Genomic DNA, 17,073 nt, shown 5'->3' with positions numbered 1-17,073 from the left:
GACATGAGCATGCCCACGTTCTGGAGCGATCCCGACCCCGCCCCCCGTGACGCGTCACTCCCCCTCCTTCTCGCCCGTCAGGCGGCCCGCACCCCCGACAGCCCCGCCGTACGCGACGGGGACCGGTGCCACTCCTACCGCGAACTCGACGAGCACTCGGACGTGTTGGCCCGCTCCCTCACGGCCACGGGTGTCCGGCCCGGGGACACCGTCGGCGTGCTCGGCGTGCGCTCCTGGGAGGCGACGGTCACCGCCGCCGGCATCCTCAAGGCGGGCGCGGTCTGCCTGCCCGTCGACGCCCAGTACCCCGCGGCCCGTTCCGCCCAGATGCTCGCCGACGGCGACGCACGGCTGACCGTCGTCCTCCCCGGGCACTCCGCCGCGCTCCCCGAAAGTGACCCGCCGGCCGAATGGCGCGCGTACGACGAGCTGTTGGCCGCCGCGCCCGACGGTCCGGCCGGTCGCGTCCCCGGCCCCGGGGACGGAGCGGACCGTACGAGCGAGACCGGCCGTACGGGAGAAGACGTCGCCTACGTGCTGTTCACGTCCGGCACCACCGGCCGGCCCAAGCCGGTGGCCTTCCCGCACCGCGCCGTGACCCGGCTGGCGGACGGCGGCACCCCCTGGTGCGCCGGGGACGGCAAGCGCGTCCTGCAGACGTTCGGGCTCTCCTTCGACGGCTCGCTCTTCGAGACGTGGGCGACCCTCCTCAACGGCGGCTGCCTCGTCGTGGCGGGCCGGGACGTCCTGCTCGACACGGACGCGCTGGGGCGGATGCTCGACGCCGAGCGGATCACCCATGTCTTCATGACCACCAGCCTCTTCCACCACACGGTGCGCGGCCGGGCCGGAATCTTCGGCGCCCTGGACATGGTGCTGATCGGCGGCGAGGCGATGGACACCGCGCTGACGAAGGCCGTACTGGACGCCGGGGGCCCGCGCCACCTCATCAACGGCTACGGGCCCACCGAGGGCGGCATCATGGTGACCGCGCAGGACGTGACCCGCGTCGCGACCGACGCGACGTCCGTCTCCATCGGCCGCCCCGTGGCCCGCAGCAGCTGCCACCTGCTGCGGCCCGACGGCAGCCCGGTCGCGGCCGGCGAGGAGGGCGAGATATTCATCGGCGGCGACGGTGTGGCGCTGGGCTACCGGGGCCGCCCCGAGGAGACGGAGCGCGCCTTCGTCACCCGTACCGTCGCCGGCGGGGAAACCGTCCGCCTGTACCGCAGCGGCGACCGCGCCCGGCAGCACGCCGACGGATCGCTGGAGTTCCTCGGACGCGTCGACCGGCAGGTCAAGATCCGCGGGTTCCGGGTCGAACTGGAGGCCCTGGAGGCCCTGTTGCGCGCCCACCCCGACGTGGCCGAGGCGGCCGTCCTCGTGCGCGGCAACGACGGGATCGGCAAGGGCCTGAGCGCGTACGTCACCTCCGCCGACCCGGCGCGCCCCGCGGACCCCGAGGTGCTCCGCCGGCACCTCAGCGGCCGGCTGCCGGCCCACGCGATCCCCGCGCCCCTCACCCCGCTGGACCGCTTCCCCCTCACGGACAACGGGAAGATCGACTACCTGATGCTGGGCACGTCCGCGCCCACGCCCGGAACCGCGGCCGGTCAACCGGACGGCGCGGGCCGCGACGACGTGCTGGCCGGCATCTGGTCCGAGGCGCTCGGCACGCCGGTCACCGACGCCACCGACTTCTTCGCCGAGGGCGGCAACTCCCTCCTCGCCGCGCAGGTCGTCAGCCGTACGGTCGGCGCGCTCGGCCTGCCCCCCGAACGGTTCGCGCCCCTGCTGCGCCGCATGCTGAACGCGCCCACCCTCACGGCGTACCGCGCCGCGGCCCACGCGGGACCGGCATCGTACGGCGACACCGAACCCGCCCCGGGGCAGCCGGACTTCGAGGCCGAGGCACGCCTGGGCCTCGACCTTCCCCCGGCCGGTACGGGCCCCGTCCCCACGCCCACGCGGGCCCGGCACATCCTGCTCACCGGCGCCACCGGGTTCGTCGGCGCGTTCCTGCTGGACCGCCTGCTCCGCGACACCGGCGCCACCGTGCACTGCCCCGTACGCGCCGCCGGGCCCGGACAGGCGGAGCGGCGCGTCCACGACGCACTGCGCCACTACGGCCTGCCGCTCCCCGCACCGGGACGGATCCGGGCGCTCCCCGCCGACCTGGCCCAGGAGGGACTCGGCCTGGCACAGGGCGACTTCGACGAGCTCGCGGACACCGTCGACCTCGTCCTGCACAACGCCGCACAGGTCAACTTCCTCTATCCGTACCGCGAGTTGCGGGACGCCAACGTGGAGGCGGTCCGCACCCTCATCGGTCTCGCCGGACGGCGCCGCGTCCCCCTGCACTACGTCTCGACGACGGCGCTGCTGGCGGGCAGCGGCGTGGGCGGGGTGCGGCGCGTCGACGAGTCCACTCCGCTCAGCCACCCCGAACTGATCAGCATGGGCTACCCGGAGACCAAGTGGGTGGCCGAACGCCTGCTGGGGAACGCCGCGTCGGCGGGCCTGCCGGTCACCGTCCACCGGCCGTACGAGATCACCGGCGACAGCCGTACCGGCGCCTGGAACACGGACAGCGCCATCTGCACGGTCTTCGACGCGATCGTCCGGCTCGGCGCGGCCCCCGACGTCCCCCTCCCCCTCGACCTGGTGCCCGTCGACCACGTCACCGGCGCGATCGTCGGCATCGCCACTCAACTCCCGCACCTGGGCGGCGTCATCCATCTGACCAACCCCCGGCCCGCGGTGCTGGGCGACATGGCCGACCGGCTGCGCGCCGCAGGGCACCCCGTCGAGAACGTCAGCTACAAGGAGTGGGTCGACGCCCTCCTGGAGCATCTGCGGGACCACCCCACGGCGCCGATCGCCCCGTTCGCCCCGCTCTTCATCACCCGCGCCAACGAGGCGGACTTCAGCGTGAAGGAGATGTACTTCGACGGGGTCTTCCCCGAGGTGGCGCGCGTACGCACCGACCAGGTCTGGCCCGCCTGGGCCCGCACCTGCCCCCCGGTGGACGCCCCCCTCCTCGACCACTACATCACCGCCCTCACCCACAAGGGCCTCCTCAACACCCCCACCCCCGCAACGGTCTGACCCCACCCCACCTCCGGGCCCGGCCGTCCCACTGACGGCGGGGCCCGGAGCCGTGCGCTCCGGCGGCGTCAGCGGCCCGCGCGCTTCCAGGCGTCGACGAACTCGCGGTAGAGGAAACGCTGGAACGGCTGGGCGCCGGAGAAGCTGAACTGCTTTCCCAGCACACGCGCGCTGAGCCAGAGGCCGTTCACCACGGGGACCCCCGACGCCACCTGGGCCACCGACTCGACGGAGGCGGCGAGTTCGGTCTCCACCGCGGACATCGCGACGCGGCGCAGCCCGAGACGTTCCAGCAAGTGCCGCTTCACCGCCTCGATGTCGCGGGCGAGCCGGAGGCAGTCTTCGTCCGTCACACACAGTTCGACAGCCCGCCGCAGGGACTCGGACCGGTCGCGGTAGTCCTGTACGCGGTCCACGACGAAGGCGATCCAGTCCGGATCGCTGAGCCGGCAGGTGTCCCCGGGCTTCCAGAGCCTCCCGCCGAGCAACGGGAGTTCCAGCTGAAGCAGCTGGACCCGGTGGGCACCGTCCTGCCCCGCGGCCTCCCGGAGCGTGCCGTGAATGCCGCGCACGGCCTGGATGACGTCGAGCACGACGTCGTCGGACACGCCGTCCCGGGTCAGTTCGAAGGTGAGGGAGAAGTCGCGGCGCAGCGGATGGGACTGGTACGAGGTGCCGCACGCCTCGGACCGCGCCTGGTACTTCATGCCGCGGGCGAGGGTCGCCATCAGGTACTTCCCCTGCCCGGGCACGGCGATCCCCTCCAACGGGCCGGCCAGCGTGACGGCGGCGGCGCGCGCCCATTCGCCGAACGCGTCCTCCTCGACGCCGTCCCGCGTGGGGATGCGGTCGCGGTGATGGCCGGCCGTGGACCGGACGCGTCTCTCCTGGAAGGCGCTCCACTCGTACATCCGCCCGGACAGTGCCGCCTGGCCGCCAGAATTGACATTGTCGATGGCGAAAGCCTGTTTCACGAACCGGAGCACGCTGGAATTTCCGTGCACACTCTCCAGATCCTGGACGACCGCGGCTTCGAGTTCCTGCGCGAGGCGTCGCTCGGCCGGGTCCAGCTGGAGCGAGTGCACAAGCCCGGCGCGCATCAATTCGCGCAGGAGGAGCGGGCGTTCACCGAAATCATCGGGGCGCGGATTGTGCAGCACCGGGTGCGCCACATGGACCGTGGACATGAATATCAGCGACTGGACGACTTCGACGAAGGACTGCTGGGCGAACGGGTCCGCGGGCTTCCCCCTGTGGTTCTGTGCCAGCAGGAAATCCTCGGCGCTGATGAGTGAGGTGATGTCCAGCACGACGCCGGTGCTACGTCGTTGCACAGTGAGTCACTTCCAGGAACCAGGACACTACCTCCGTTCGCCCCATGACCGTGGACGCGAAGGTCGGCTCCGCCGCACTCAGGAGTTCGGGTCCCGGAGAGAGAGGATTCTCGTTCTCGTCACAACTGCGGAGTCCGGCGGCGGCACCCAGACAGAGTCCGGCCAGCCCGTCCCAGACTTTCTGTTCACGACGCCAGAACAAGTCGAATCCGGGCAGCGCCGGTTCGGTCACCGGGGAGATGTCGACCGCGGTGCGCACCATGTCGAGCGTCTGCGACGTCGTCCGTTTCTTCACTTCGTAGCCGCACTGCTCCGCCTCCTCGTCGAAGGGGCGGCCGGCCTCGTCTCCACTGCGCGTCGCGGAGAGCCGCTTCGTCGCGGCGCCCGGGGACGGGACCGTGTCACGGCCCCGGTTGACCGTGATCGCTCCGGCCGGGGCGTCGGCGGTGACCGAGAGCGGCGTCCGACCGGTGCCCAACTCGGGTGCCAGGACGAACGCTTCGGCCGGCTGCCAGTCCTCCAGCAGGCACACCACCGAGCAGAATTCGCTGCTGTCGGGCCGTATGAATTGTGCCGTCCCGTCGATCGGGTCGATCACCCATACCCGGCCGTCCCCGGAGAGCACTTCCTCACGCGTTCCGGTGCGGGCGTCCTCCTCGGCGATGATCGTGGATTGCGGATCGCGGCAGCGGATCTCGTCGACGATGAGCCGCTGCACTTCCACGTCCGCTTCCGTCAGGAGAGTCCGGTCCGCCTTGCGGTGCACGGGGAGCTCGGAGATCCGGCTGCGGTAGTGCGAGAAGACCGGGATGAGCTGTTTCTCGAGTTCGGCCCAGAGCGCGGTGATGGGCACGGCGCGGTCCCCCTATACCGTGTGCATTGACTGCGGCGCCAAGTCTTCCACTCGCACGGGCCGCCGTATAGCGGGCCACATGGCAGCAGAACCACTGGTGCGGTACAACCGCACCCTTTACGCGCCATGAAGGAAGTTTTTCGAAAGGCATAGGCCTTGTGCCTATTCAGCGCGGCAGCCTGTTTGTTGCGGGCCGTCCGGGCCGGTGTGGTGCATTTTCCTCACGTCTCACCAACGGCCGGCGCGCGCAGAGGACACGCCCCGTCCCGGTGCGGGAGCCGTACGGGGGCGGGGCGTTGGGTGGGGTGGCGGTGAGGAGGGGTCAGACGATGTCCTCGCCGATGAGGTCGAGTTCGCGGTCGTCGCCTGCCGCCTTGGGGGCCCGGTAGGCGCCGCGGCCTGCCAGCTTCCACCAGACCGTGGCGAGCAGGAGGACCGCGGCGAGGGCGACCGGGGCGTAGTTGAAGGAGCCGCCCGTCACGGGGCTGGTCTGCGGGAGGCAGAAGAGGACCGTCACGAAGAGCACCCAGGTGACGGCGATCCAGCCGATGGGGACGCTCCAGCGGCCCAGGTGCCACTTGCCGCGGCGGAACTTGTCGCGGTGCCGCAGCCGCAGGTAGATGGGGACGGCGTAGGCGGGGGTGATGCCGATGACGTTGATGGCGGTGACGGCGCCGTACGCGGTGTCGCTGTAGAGCGACGGCAGGGCGAGGACCGCGGCGACGGCTACGGAGAGCCACACGGCGCGGCCCGGTGTGCCGGTGACGGGGCTGACGCGGCGCCACTGTGCGGAGAACGGCAGGGCGCCGTCGCGGGAGAAGGCGAACACCATGCGGCTGGCAGCGGCGACTTCGGCGTTGCCGCAGAAGAGCTGGGCCACGATCACGACGAGCAGGAGGAGTTTGGCGCCGGTGACGCCGAGGTTGTCGAGGAAGATCTGAGCGGGTGGCACGCCGGTGGCGCTGTTGGCGGTGCCCGCGTAGTCCTGGATGGCGAAGGTGAGCCCGGCGAGCAGGACGAAGCCGGCGACCCAGGACCAGCCGATGGCGTGCACGATGCCGCGCGCCGCGCTGACTTCGGCGCCGGTGGTCTCCTCGGACAGGTGGGCGCTGGCGTCGTAGCCGCAGAAGGTGTACTGCGCGAGCAGCAGGCCGATCATGACGACGTACAGGTGGCTGGACCAGCCGGTGTGGTTGGCGAACTCGCCGAACACGAAGGCGGGCGAGCGGTGTTCGGAGGGGACGAGGGCGAGCACCGACACGATGACGGTGACGCCGGCGATGTGCCACCAGACGCTGAGCGAGTTGAGGATGCTGACCAGCCGCACGCTGAACAGGTTGAGGCCCGCGTGCAGCAGGAGGATGCACAGGTAGACCGTCATGAGGATGCCGGGGGTGGGTTCGATGCCCCACTGGAGGTGCATCAGCGCGCCGGTGAACAGGGCGGCGCCGTAGTCGATCCCGGCGATGGCGCCGAGCAGTCCGAGGAGGTTCAGCCAGCCGGTGTACCAGCCCCAGCGGCGCCCGCCGAGCTGGTCCGCCATGTAGTAGAGGGCGCCGGACGTGGGGTACGCGCTGGTGACCTCGGCGAGCCCGGCGCCGACGAACATCACCATCAGTCCGACGACGACCCAGCCCCACAGCATGACCGCGGGGCCGCCGGTGAGCAGGCCGAAGCCGTACAGGGTCATACAGCCGGACAGCACGGAGATGACGGAGAAGCTGATGGCGAAGTTGCCGAACGGGCCCATCCGGCGGATGAGGACGGGCTGGTAGCCGAGGTCCCGCAGTTTTGCGTCGTCGTCGGGAGCGGGGGCGGGGGCGGCGCGGTGGGACGCGGGGGCGGTGGGGGCTGTGCGCGGGGGAGGCAGCACGGAACTCCTCGGTGACGGGCGGGGAGAGACGGGGTGTCAGCCGTGGGAGGCCAGGGACTGGGTACGGGCTCTGAGGAACTCCCTCTTGGCGGCGCCGGGCCGGGTCGGACTGTCGCTCATGTACTCCCAGGGTTGCCGGGTGTAGTACGGGCCGAGCGCGGTGAACACGCGTGCCGCCTCGTCGAGCCAGTGGGCCGCCCAGACGGCGTGTGCAAGGTAGTTGAGGTCCATGACGGACTGTTCGGCGGGTCCCGTACGGGCGAACCAGCCCATCAGCGCGCTGCGGGTGTCCAGGGCGATGGGTTCGTCCGCCCACCGGCGGCGCAGCCATCCGTCCGTACTGCCGGCCGCGACCTGCCGGCGGAACTGTTCGGCGTACGCGTACAGCGGCAGCACCAGCAGCGGGGAGCCGACGGGCGCCCAGGAGGACACCCAGCGCATGAAGTCGATGGCCGCGGCGTGCGAGGTGTCGGTGCCGGCGGCGCAGGCGTTGAGGAAGTGCAGCATGCGGTGGTGGGCTTCGCGGTTGTAACGGTCGCGTTCGCACACCCGGTACAGCAGTCCCCACGGACCGGCGGGCAGCATGGGCTCGTTGGCCTGCTGGCGGTGTTCCGGGCGGCGCTGGTGCACGTCGACCTGTGCGAGGGCGAGGAGGCAGACCCAGGGCACCGGGTCGGCGGGCAGCAGCCGGGCCGCCGCGATCGCCGCCTCACGGGCCTCGTTCTCCAGATCGCGGGCGCTGTGGTGCTGTTCGCGGTGTGCCCGCAGTGCGCGTTCCACGCTGACGCGGGCCCGCATGACGTGCGCGTTCGGGTCCCGCGGCTCCTCGGCGAGCCACGCCTGGACGACCTGGGAGCGGGCGGCGAGGACACCGAGGACCTGCGTACGGGACGTCCGCAGGGCCCAGTCGTCGCCGGTGTCGTGCAGCAGGGACTGCATGACTCTCCAGCGTCCCGCTTTGATCTCCTCCAGCGCGCCGCGCAGCGGGGTGTCGAATCCGGCCGGACTGTAGACGGGCCGGAAGCCGCCGGGCTCGTGCCGGGTCCCCCTCGGGGGCATCAGTGCAGCCGAGTGGACCGGAGGTGCGGGGGCACGGATCGGCGTGGTGGTACGGGTGGTTCGGCGTGCGTCATCACGAACAGTCCTCAACGGCAGGCAAGCTGGCGGGCGAGCAGACAGGCGGTGCGCAGGAGGTGCCGGCCCGGCGGAGGGTCGGGTACGCCGGACGGAGGGACAGGCTCCCGTTGTGTAAGGACAACCTAACTCCCTGGAGTCGCCTGGTTCCAGAGGGGCTGGTGATGTTCTTGAACAGTGGAGCCGTTCCGCGCCCGGCCTGTCCAAGTCGCCCTTTTCCGCGCGGATTTCGGCCTTCAGGTTCGGAACGGGCCCCGGGGCGCCCCGAGTCGGCCCCGGAAGAGCCGCATCGGCCGGAGGCAGCCGTGTCGGCCCCGGAGCGGGTCAGCCCTGGAGCAGTCCCAGGCGTACGGGCCCGCCCTCCGGGTCGTAGCCGGACAGCAGCCGCCACGGCACACGGAACACCCGGCCCGGGGCCGCGGTGAGCGCTGACCGGTGGCTGCCGAGCAGCCGTCCGTCCTGCCGGAGCGCCACGCGTGGGCGGCGTACGGTCTCGTCCGCCCACGCGAGCAGGTGCCCGCGCGGGGGCGCGGGGGCGCCGGCCGTGAGCTGTCCGGGCGCGACCCAGCGGAAGGGCGGGTCAGCACGCAGCGGGACGCCGACTGCCGCCGTCCCTTCACTTGTTGACAACATGTCAGTAGCTTCCGGCGGGCTGCCGGCCAGCCACCGTTCCACCTGTCCGGCCACGTGCCGGCCGTCGAGTGCCGCGATGTCGGCGGTGTCCACGGGGTGCAACACGTTCCCCGCTGCGAACACTCCGGGGCGCGAGGTGTGCAGCGCGGTGTCGACGAGCGGCCCCTTGGTGCCGGGGTCCATGTCGAGGCCCGCGCTGCGGGCGAGTTCGTGGTCGGGGATCCAGTCGCCGGTGAGGACGAGGGTGTCGCAGTCGACAGTGCGGCGCGCCCCGGTGCCGGTGTGCTCGATCTCCACGGAGGACAGCCGGCCGCGCCCGGTGATCCGGGTGACGCGCGTACGGGTGGCCACGGGCACCTTCAGCAGCGTGCGGCCCGCGAACGTGAACGGGGCCGGGGAGTCGGCCACCGGATGCGCCGTCGTCATCAGTGCCGTACGGCAGCCCGCTTCGCGCAGGGTGAGCACCGCCGACCAGCTGACGGGTTCGGCGCCGACGATCACGGCGCGCCGGCCGGGGCGCCGGCCGTGCAGATGCACCAGGTTCTGCAACTGGCCCGTGGTGTAGACCCCTTGGGGCCGGTCGCCGGGGATGAGGCGTGCCGCGCGGGGCCGTTCGCGTGCCCCGGTGGCGAGGACGACGGCCCGGCCCTCGACCCGCAGCCGTCCCTCGGGCGTGGTGACGTCGAGCGTGCGCTCCCCGCTCCAGCCGGTGACGGTCGCGGAGGTACGGATGCGGGCTCCGGCGCGTACGGCACGGTCGGCGAGGCGGCGGGCGTAAGCGGGGCCGGACAGGAAACGTCCGAGGTCACGGATGCCGTACCCGGGGTGGTGGCTGTGCCGGGGAATGCCGCCGGCCTCCGCCTCCCGGTCCAGCACGAGCACGCGCCCCGGCCCCAGCCGCGCGGCGAGCCGCGCCGCGGCGGTCAGCCCGGCAGGCCCCGCGCCGACGACGACGGCCTCGTAAATGACCTGCTGCGGCCCGGAGTTCGGTTCGTTCGGCGGGGTCATGCGGGGCCCTCCGGGGTGGGGCGGTCGGTAGGAACGGGACGGCCGGAACGGCCGGAACAGTCGGCGTGCCCGGCGCCCTCCGCGCGGCCGACGCGCGGGGCAGGCTCACCGCGCTCACCGCTCCCAGCGCGAGCGGAAGGCTCGGGGCCGATCGCGCCGTCGGCGCCCTCCACGCGAGCGGAACGCTCGCAACCCTCCGCGCCGTCGGCGCGCATCGCGTCGAGCAGCGCCTCGACCGTCGCGCCGCAGTAGAAGCCCTGGCAGCGGCCGTTCGTGGCGCGTGTTCTGCGGCGCAGGCCGTCCAGGTCCGCCGGGGGCAGGGGCGCGGCGCAGGCGTCGCGGATCTCGCCTTCCGTGACGCGTTCGCAGAAACAGACGACGCGGCCGTACGCGCTGTCGGCCGCGATGAGCGCGTCGTCCTCGTACGGACGGGTGCCCGTCTCGCCGAGGTCCGGCATCCGCGGCGGGTCCGGCAGGGCGGCGCGGACCGTCAACTCCAGTCCGGCGTCGGCGAGTTGCTCCCGCACGTGTTCGGCGATGGCGAGGGAGGCACTGAGCCCGGTGGAGCGGATGCCGCCCGCGACGAGGTAACGCCGTTCCGGGTCGGCGGCGATGAGATAGTCGCTCTGGCCGATGGCGGCGCGGACTCCGGCGTAGCTCGCGGTGACCTCTTCCTCCAGCAGGCGCGGCATGAGGCGGGCGCCGTGGGAAAGGAGGAAGTCGAAGCCGGGCGCGGAGGTTCCGGTGTCGCCGGGGTCGTCGAGATCCTCGGCGGTCGGCCCGAGCATGACGTTGCCGTAGATGGTGGGGCTGATGAGTACGCCCTTGCCGCGGGCCGTGGGCACGGGCAGCACGATGCAGTCGACGAGTTTGCGGGCGAACTTGTCGTAGACGAGGAGTTCGCCGCGGCGCGGCACGACGGTGAAGCGGTCGTACCCGAAGAGCCGGTCGAGCCTGTCGGCGGCGAGCCCGGCGGCGTTCACGACCCACCGGGCGTGGACATCCCCGCGCGGAGTCCGCAGCACTGTCACGCCGTCACCGGCATCCACGCCCGTCACCCGGCGACCCAACAGCACGTCGGTGCCCCGCGCTTGGGCGTCGGTGGCCAGGGCGAGGACCGTCGTCCAGGGGCAGATGACCGACTCGTCGGGGACGGTCAGCCCGCCGAGCGCTCCGGGGCCGAGCGAGGGAACGCGCCGGTAGACCTCCTCGGCGGGTACGGGTTCGCAGTCCGTGTAGCCGTTCTTCTCGGCCTTCTCCCGCAGTCCCGGCAGCGCGGCGAGCTGTTCGTCGGTCCAGGCGACGAGGAGTGCTCCGGTGCGCTCGACGGGGATGCCGGTGTCCTGCGCGTACCGGGACAGCAGCGTGTAGCCGCGGCGTACGAGCCGGGATTCGAGCGTGCCCGGTGTGGCGTCGAAACCGGTGTGCAGGATCGCCGTGTTGGCCTTGCTGGTGCCGTTGCCCACGTCGTCCTGCGCGTCGAGCAGCGCCACGCGCAGTTCGTACGCGGCGAGTTCGCGGGCGATCGCGGACCCGACGACACCGGCCCCGATGACGGCGACGTCGTACGGGTCGGTCGCGTCGTACGTCTGCGGCGGGCTGTGCTGCGTCATGGTGCTGCGGGCTCCTGCGGGGTGAGGGCGGCGGAGGTCACGGCGTGCCGCCAGCGGGCGAGATGGTCCGCGGCACGCTCCGCCGGCCAGCTCGGCTCCACCGTACGGCCCGGCGCCCAGGCCGGAACGGCCTCCTCCGGCTTCATGCCCGGATGCACGGCGAGCCGGGCGAAGGCGACGGCGCCGAGCGCCGTCGCGTGCGCCGACGGGTAGACGTCGACGGGGACTTGGGAGAGGTCCGCCTGGGCCTGCACCAGGGTGCGGCTGCGGGTGAGGCCCCCGTCGACGCGCAGCCGTGTCAGCGGTGTGCCCAGGTCGTCGTCGACGAGCGCGGTCAGTTCGGCGACCTGTGCGGCGATGCCCTGGAGTACGGCGAGGACGAGGTGTTCCCGCCGGGTGGAGAGCGTCATGCCGGTGAAGGCGGCCGTCGCGTCGGGCCGCCACCAGGGCGCGGCGAGCCCGGCCAGGGCCGGCACGCACAGCACTCCCGCGGCGTCCGAGGCCGCCACCCGGTCCATGTCGGCGGGTTCGTCGATGAGGCCGAGGTCCTGGAGCCAGCGGACGGCGGAGGACGCCGTGTAGACCTGTCCGTCGACGCAGTACGCGGTCTCCCCGCGTACCCGCCAGGCCACGGACGAGGTCAGTCCGGAGCCGGAACGCAGCGCCTTTCTGCCGGTGTTGGCGAGCAGGAACGCGCCCGTACCGTACGTGCACTTGGCCGTGCCGGGCGCCGTACAGCCCTCCGCGAGCAGCGCCGCCTGCTGGTCGACGGCGAGTCCGGCGACGGGCACCGGGGGGCCGAAGGCGGTCGTGGTGCCCACCGTCGCGTCGCAGTCCACGAGTTCGGGCAGCGCGTCGACGTCCAGCCCGAACAGGCCGGCGAGTCCGGGGTCCCAGGCGGCGGTGTCCAGGTCGAGCAGCAGTGAACGGCTCGCGGTGGAGACGTCGGTGACGTACGCGCCGGTCAGCTGGTGCAGCAGCCACGTGTCGGTGGTGGTGACGACGCCGTCGCGGGTCAGGTTCTCCCGGATCCAGGCCATCTTGGGCGCGGAGAAGTAGGGGTCGAGGACCAGCCCCGTACGCTGCGCGACCCGTTCCCGTTCGGCGGCCAGCGCAGTGCAGATGCCCTCGGCGCGCCGGTCCTGCCACACGACGGCGGGTGTCAGGGGGCGTCCGGTGTGCCGGTCCCAGGCGAGGACGGTCTCCCCCTGGTTGGCGAGCGCGACGGCGCCCAGGGTGGGCCGGCCGGCGCTCTCCAGTGCGCGGCGGCCCGCGGTGAGGACGGAGTCCAGCAGCTGCTGCGGGTCCTGTTCGACGCCGCCGCCGGTCAAGTACGCGGGTGTGACGGGCACTTCGGTGACGGCGAGCACGTTGTCGTCGGCGTCGACCACGACGGCCTTTGTCGCGGATGTGCCCTGGTCGAGGGCGAGTACGACGGTCACAGGTCGTCGGCCCCCGCTCCGGGCTCGCTGGTCAGCTGTGTACGGCGGGTCACCCAGACGACGGCGAACACGACGGCGCCGACGACGAGGGTGCCCAGCGCGTACAGCTGGGCCTCGCGGAAGTCGCCCGGGATGGTGAAGATGCACAGTTCGACGACGAGCCACAGTGCGGCGCCCGCCACGACGGGCTTCTCCCACTTGCCGAGCCGGAAGTCGTCCTCGCGCGGGGTGTACTTGCGGCGGGTGGCGATGAACAGGGCGACGGTGCCGGCGTAGAGGATCGCGGGCATCAGCGTGCCGGCGCTGAGGAGCTGGGGCAGCGCGTCGGGGTTGGTGCCGAACCCGGCGACGATGGCGATCGATGTGAGCGCGACGGTGACGGTCGCCCAGGCGGGGCCGCCGGTGGGGCGCGGCACGCGGCTGAGGACGCCGGAGAACGGCAGCCGTCCGTCACGTGCCATGGCGTGCACGAGGCGGCTGTTGCTCACCATGATGACCATGCCGCAGGCGAAGATGGCGATGCTCACGACGACCAGCATCACCGAAGCGGCGGTGTGCCCCAGCGTGCGCTCGATGATGTCGGCGACGGGTGCCGAACTGTCCGTCAGCGCGGCCACGTTGCCGCCCGCGCCGACCGTGATCACGATCAGGAAGAGCATGCCGATGACGCCGCTGAGCACGATGGCGCGGACCATCGCGCGGGGCACGACCTGCTTCGGATTGTGCGTCTCCTCGGCCAGGTTGGCCGCGGACTCCCAGCCGACGAGGGTGAACGCGCCGAGCAGCGCGGAGAGCATGAACGGGCCGAGGAAGCCGTAGTAGCCCGCGTCGGGCGCCGCGCCGTGCGAGGCGAGGTTGCCCCAGTCGCCCTTGTCGGTGAGGACGACGGCCCCGGCGATCAGCAGCGTCAGCCCGATCATGGCGATGACCTCGGCGCCCACCGCCATGTTGTTGATCCGGGTGGTCAGCGGCGTGGACCAGATGATCAGCGTCATCTGGAGCAGCAGCACGATGACCGTACCGACCGCGCCTGCCGTCGCCGTGTACTCGATGCCCAGCAGCGGGAACAGGGCGACCTGCGTCAGCCCGTAGTCGACGGCCACGACGACGATCGACAGGAACGCGAACGACACCCATCCGAACCACCAGCCCAGCACGGGCGACGCCAGGCGGCTGGCCCACTGGTAGCTGTAGCCGGACAGCGGGATGCGGCTGGCGAGCATCCCGTACACAAGGGCGACCAGCGCGGTGCCGACGGTGACCACCGGCCAGGTCCAGATGCCGGCGGGTCCGCCGTAGCCGAGGACCGTGCCGTACGTCGTGAACAGTCCCGTCGTGATCGATATGAACGAGAAGGCCACGGCGAACGATTCGAATCTGCTGAGCGTACGGGCGAACTGCCGCTGATAGCCGGCGTGCCGCACGCTCGCTTCCGCGTCGGACGAGCCGGGGTCGGCCGCCGGCTCGACCGCTGTGTCCGTACCGCTGGGCGGCTGCTCCATCGAGTGCTCCTTACCGGGGGTGGGAACCGGGTGCGGGCCGGCCTGCGACGCTATCCGACGATGATCACATCCCGCAGCCCGCCAGGGGCCGGAAGTTGGCGATCAGACCGGCCCAACGCCCGTTTTCCGAGGCTGCGTTGGCCGTACACCGTCGGTCGTACGCCGTCGGGGGTGACTCCCGTCGGGCCATCGGGGCCACCCGGACCGTACGTACGGGCCGCGCCGTTGACCGGGGACCCGGGCAGCAGGACGTTCCAGGTGACGCGCCGCGAACGCGGGACAACGGGGTTCCGCGGAACCGGCGTGCAGTGACTGGGGGCAGACTCATGGCAGCTCGACCGACAGACCGCATCCTCGACGACCTGGTGAAGAACACCGGCAGGGGTGCCCCGCTGCGCAAGAAGCTCGTCGCCAACAAGAGCCGCAACTGGTTCCTGGCCATCGTTCTGCACAGCTGCGCGAAGTTCGCCAACGGCGCGGAGCTCACGGACCTCGAGAAGCTCGTCGTGACGTCGTTCCGCAAGAGCGGGCTCACGGACGAGGAGATCAAAGCGCACGGCGAGATCGACCGGAAGGTGCCGCAGCAGCTGCGCGGCGAGATGTTCCCGCGCCGGTTCGCGCAGCTCGACGTCAAACAGTCCTACTCGATGAAGGACCTGGCGAACGACGCGCCGGAGATCGTGAAGACGGTCCTGGAGATGCCGAACGTCACGCAGGTCGACGTACCCGCGATCCACGCGGGCACCGCGGAACTGCGCGACTTCCCGATGCCGTCGCGCGAGGTGCAGCGTGAGCACGCGGGCTCCATGCTCGTGGCGCTGGAGCCGGCGGATGCGCTGGAGACCGCGGCACCCGTGACGTCCCGCGTCAGCATCAAGGGCGCGTCGTTCAAGTGCACCGACCGGCAGACCGACAGCATCTTCGACCCGTCCAACGAGCCGTACTGGATCTTCGCCTCGCTCGGCAACAACACGGCTCTCACCACGCGTTCACGTGTCTTCGAGGACGTCGACAACGGCGAGTCCCGGACCTTCTCCTCCACCGACGGCTGCATCTGGGGCCAGAACTGCGCGGCCCAGGCGCTCCCCGAGGGCGAAGTCGGCTCGCTCGTCTCGCTGTTCGAGCACGACGAGGGCGACACCGAGAAGATCAGGGCGGGTGTCGCGGCGGCGTTCCTGGCGGCGGCCGGGATCCTCGCGGCCACCGGTGTGGCGGCATGGGTCGCCGCGGTCGTGGCCGGCGCCGGCGCCGTCATCCAGTGGCTCATCGGCTTCCTCGACGACGACCACATCGCCGACAACACCTTCGTCTTCACACGCGAGGTCGTGCTGAAGCAACTGCCCAACGTGGGCTCGTCGTTCAACGTGACACGGCGCTTCACGGACGGCGACGGCGACTACACGCTGACGCTCCGGGTGGCCCGCGCCAGCTGACCGGAGGAAACCCCCCACACTCCCCCGGGCCGGGGCCGCCCGGCCCGGGGCACCCCGCTCACGCGTGCGGGGCGCTCACGCGTGCGCGGCACCCGCCGTCGTACGAGGTCAGGGCTTGATGCCGAGGCCCGCCCACACGCCGACCTCCGACGCGTCGATCATGCCGGGCAGCTGTGCCATGCCCTCCGCGGCGAACTCCGGACGCCAGTCGCAGGTGGGGACGAGGCCGGGGTCGACGAGGTCCAGCCCGTCGAAGAAGTGCAGCACCTCTGCGTGGGTCCGGAAGCGCGTGGTCACCCCGCGCGCGTTGTACGCGTCCGCGAGGGCCTGCATGCCCGGGTCGAGGTCGACGGTGCCGTGGGTGAGCGCCAGCGACGACCCCGGAGGCAGCGCCTCCACGAGTTGCTTCACGAGGCCGAACGGGTCGTCCTCGTCGTCGAGGAAGTGGAACAGCGCGATGACGGACAGCGCCACGGGCTGCTCGAAGTCCAGGAACGTACGGGCGTGTTCGAGGATCCGCTGCGGCTCGCGCACATCGGCCTCGACGTAGTCGGTGGCGCCTTCGCTGGTGCCGGTCAGCAGCGCCCGCGCGTACGTGAGGACGATCGGGTCGTTGTCCGTGTAGACGACCCGGGACTCCGGGTGCTCGGTCTGGGCGACCTGGTGCAGATTGGGCTCGGTGGGGACGCCGGTCCCGATGTCGAGGAACTGGCGTATCCCGCGCTCGCGGCCGAGGTAGCGCACCACACGGTGCATGAAGGCACGGTTCTGACGCGCGGCGACGGTCGCGTTCGGGTACGCCTGCAGCGCGGCCACCGCGGTCTCCCGGTCGACCTGATAGTTGGTCATGCCGCCCAGGAAGTAGTCGTACATCCGCGCCGTGTGCGGCCTGCGCAGCCCCAGTTCCTCGTCGACGTCCTCGATGCCCCGGCCGCTGCCGACGTGGTGTCCGCTGTCGCCGCTGGCCATGTCCTGCCTCCTGTGTTCGTGCCGGTCCCCGGCGGATGTGTGCATGCCGTCCCCCGGCGTGACCCGCGAGAACTTTTCCGCTCAACAAGCTTTCCGCATCGGCGCGTTGAGGAAAAGGGGAACGGGTGGGCGAAGCCCGTACGCACACAGGATCTCTCCCGCCCCTTCCCG

Annotated in this window: 11 protein-coding genes; 2 read left to right on the top strand and 9 right to left on the bottom strand. The window is 71.8% G+C overall.

Annotated elements, in window-relative coordinates:
• Nucleotides 1-3 precede the first annotated feature (3 nt).
• Nucleotides 4-3,108, top strand: a complete 3,105-nt coding sequence (locus AC3AGO_RS27650; protein ID WP_487822947.1) for a non-ribosomal peptide synthetase — start codon at nt 4-6, stop codon at nt 3,106-3,108.
• A 68-nt stretch (nt 3,109-3,176) separates the two neighbouring features.
• Here the strand turns inward: AC3AGO_RS27650 and AC3AGO_RS27645 are convergent, their stop codons facing one another.
• From AC3AGO_RS27645 to AC3AGO_RS27610, 8 genes are all read right to left on the bottom strand, one after another.
• Nucleotides 3,177-4,442 carry a hypothetical protein gene (locus AC3AGO_RS27645; protein ID WP_487822946.1) on the bottom strand — a complete coding sequence of 422 codons (1,266 nt, stop codon included), beginning with the start codon at nt 4,440-4,442 and terminating at the stop codon, nt 3,177-3,179.
• The gene (locus AC3AGO_RS27640; protein WP_487822945.1) at nt 4,429-5,295 is read right to left on the bottom strand and encodes an inositol monophosphatase family protein; all 867 of its coding nucleotides are present in this window, start codon (nt 5,293-5,295) and stop codon (nt 4,429-4,431) included. Before AC3AGO_RS27640 ends, AC3AGO_RS27645 begins: the two co-directional genes overlap by 14 nt.
• Before the next feature lie 322 nt (nt 5,296-5,617).
• The gene (locus tag AC3AGO_RS27635) at nt 5,618-7,168 is read right to left on the bottom strand and encodes an amino acid permease (protein ID WP_487822944.1); all 1,551 of its coding nucleotides are present in this window, start codon (nt 7,166-7,168) and stop codon (nt 5,618-5,620) included.
• A gap of 36 nt (nt 7,169-7,204) precedes the next feature.
• Entirely contained in the window at nt 7,205-8,227 is a 1,023-nt protein-coding gene (locus AC3AGO_RS27630) for a hypothetical protein (protein WP_487822943.1), read from the bottom strand.
• A 399-nt stretch (nt 8,228-8,626) separates the two neighbouring features.
• Nucleotides 8,627-9,943 (bottom strand): NAD(P)/FAD-dependent oxidoreductase, encoded by a 1,317-nt coding sequence (locus AC3AGO_RS27625; RefSeq protein ID WP_487822942.1) that lies wholly within the window; start codon nt 9,941-9,943, stop codon nt 8,627-8,629.
• Nucleotides 9,940-11,556, bottom strand: coding sequence for an NAD(P)/FAD-dependent oxidoreductase (locus AC3AGO_RS27620; protein WP_487822941.1), 1,617 nt, complete (start codon nt 11,554-11,556; stop codon nt 9,940-9,942). Before AC3AGO_RS27620 ends, AC3AGO_RS27625 begins: the two co-directional genes overlap by 4 nt.
• A complete protein-coding gene (locus AC3AGO_RS27615; RefSeq protein WP_487822940.1) occupies nt 11,553-12,998 on the bottom strand; it encodes an FGGY family carbohydrate kinase in 1,446 nt (481 codons plus the stop codon). Before AC3AGO_RS27615 ends, AC3AGO_RS27620 begins: the two co-directional genes overlap by 4 nt.
• Nucleotides 12,995-14,500 carry an amino acid permease gene (locus AC3AGO_RS27610; RefSeq protein ID WP_487822939.1) on the bottom strand — a complete coding sequence of 502 codons (1,506 nt, stop codon included), beginning with the start codon at nt 14,498-14,500 and terminating at the stop codon, nt 12,995-12,997. Before AC3AGO_RS27610 ends, AC3AGO_RS27615 begins: the two co-directional genes overlap by 4 nt.
• Before the next feature lie 326 nt (nt 14,501-14,826).
• Here AC3AGO_RS27610 and AC3AGO_RS27605 point away from each other — a divergent pair, with 326 nt between their 5' ends.
• The gene (locus AC3AGO_RS27605) at nt 14,827-15,933 is read left to right on the top strand and encodes a hypothetical protein (protein WP_487822938.1); all 1,107 of its coding nucleotides are present in this window, start codon (nt 14,827-14,829) and stop codon (nt 15,931-15,933) included.
• 108 nt (nt 15,934-16,041) lie between these two features.
• Here the strand turns inward: AC3AGO_RS27605 and AC3AGO_RS27600 are convergent, their stop codons facing one another.
• Nucleotides 16,042-16,902 (bottom strand): SAM-dependent methyltransferase, encoded by an 861-nt coding sequence (locus AC3AGO_RS27600; protein ID WP_487822937.1) that lies wholly within the window; start codon nt 16,900-16,902, stop codon nt 16,042-16,044.
• Nucleotides 16,903-17,073 lie beyond the last annotated feature (171 nt).

It is taken from the genome of Streptomyces sp. BL1 (genome assembly GCF_057628045.1).
The sequence above is the reverse complement of the archived record's forward strand: the minus strand, read 5'-3'. Positions and strand labels throughout refer to the sequence as shown.

What these genes read in the sequence shown, in the direction of transcription:
- AC3AGO_RS27650 (WP_487822947.1), top strand. Translation starts at nt 4, where the DNA reads ATGAGCATGCCCACGTTCTGGAGCGATCCCGACCCCGCCCCCCGTGAC.
- AC3AGO_RS27610 (WP_487822939.1), bottom strand. Translation starts at nt 14,500, where the DNA reads ATGGAGCAGCCGCCCAGCGGTACGGACACAGCGGTCGAGCCGGCGGCC.
- AC3AGO_RS27620 (WP_487822941.1), bottom strand. Translation starts at nt 11,556, where the DNA reads ATGACGCAGCACAGCCCGCCGCAGACGTACGACGCGACCGACCCGTAC.
- AC3AGO_RS27625 (WP_487822942.1), bottom strand. Translation starts at nt 9,943, where the DNA reads ATGACCCCGCCGAACGAACCGAACTCCGGGCCGCAGCAGGTCATTTAC.
- AC3AGO_RS27605 (WP_487822938.1), top strand. Translation starts at nt 14,827, where the DNA reads ATGGCAGCTCGACCGACAGACCGCATCCTCGACGACCTGGTGAAGAAC.
- AC3AGO_RS27630 (WP_487822943.1), bottom strand. Translation starts at nt 8,227, where the DNA reads ATGCCCCCGAGGGGGACCCGGCACGAGCCCGGCGGCTTCCGGCCCGTC.
- AC3AGO_RS27600 (WP_487822937.1), bottom strand. Translation starts at nt 16,902, where the DNA reads ATGGCCAGCGGCGACAGCGGACACCACGTCGGCAGCGGCCGGGGCATC.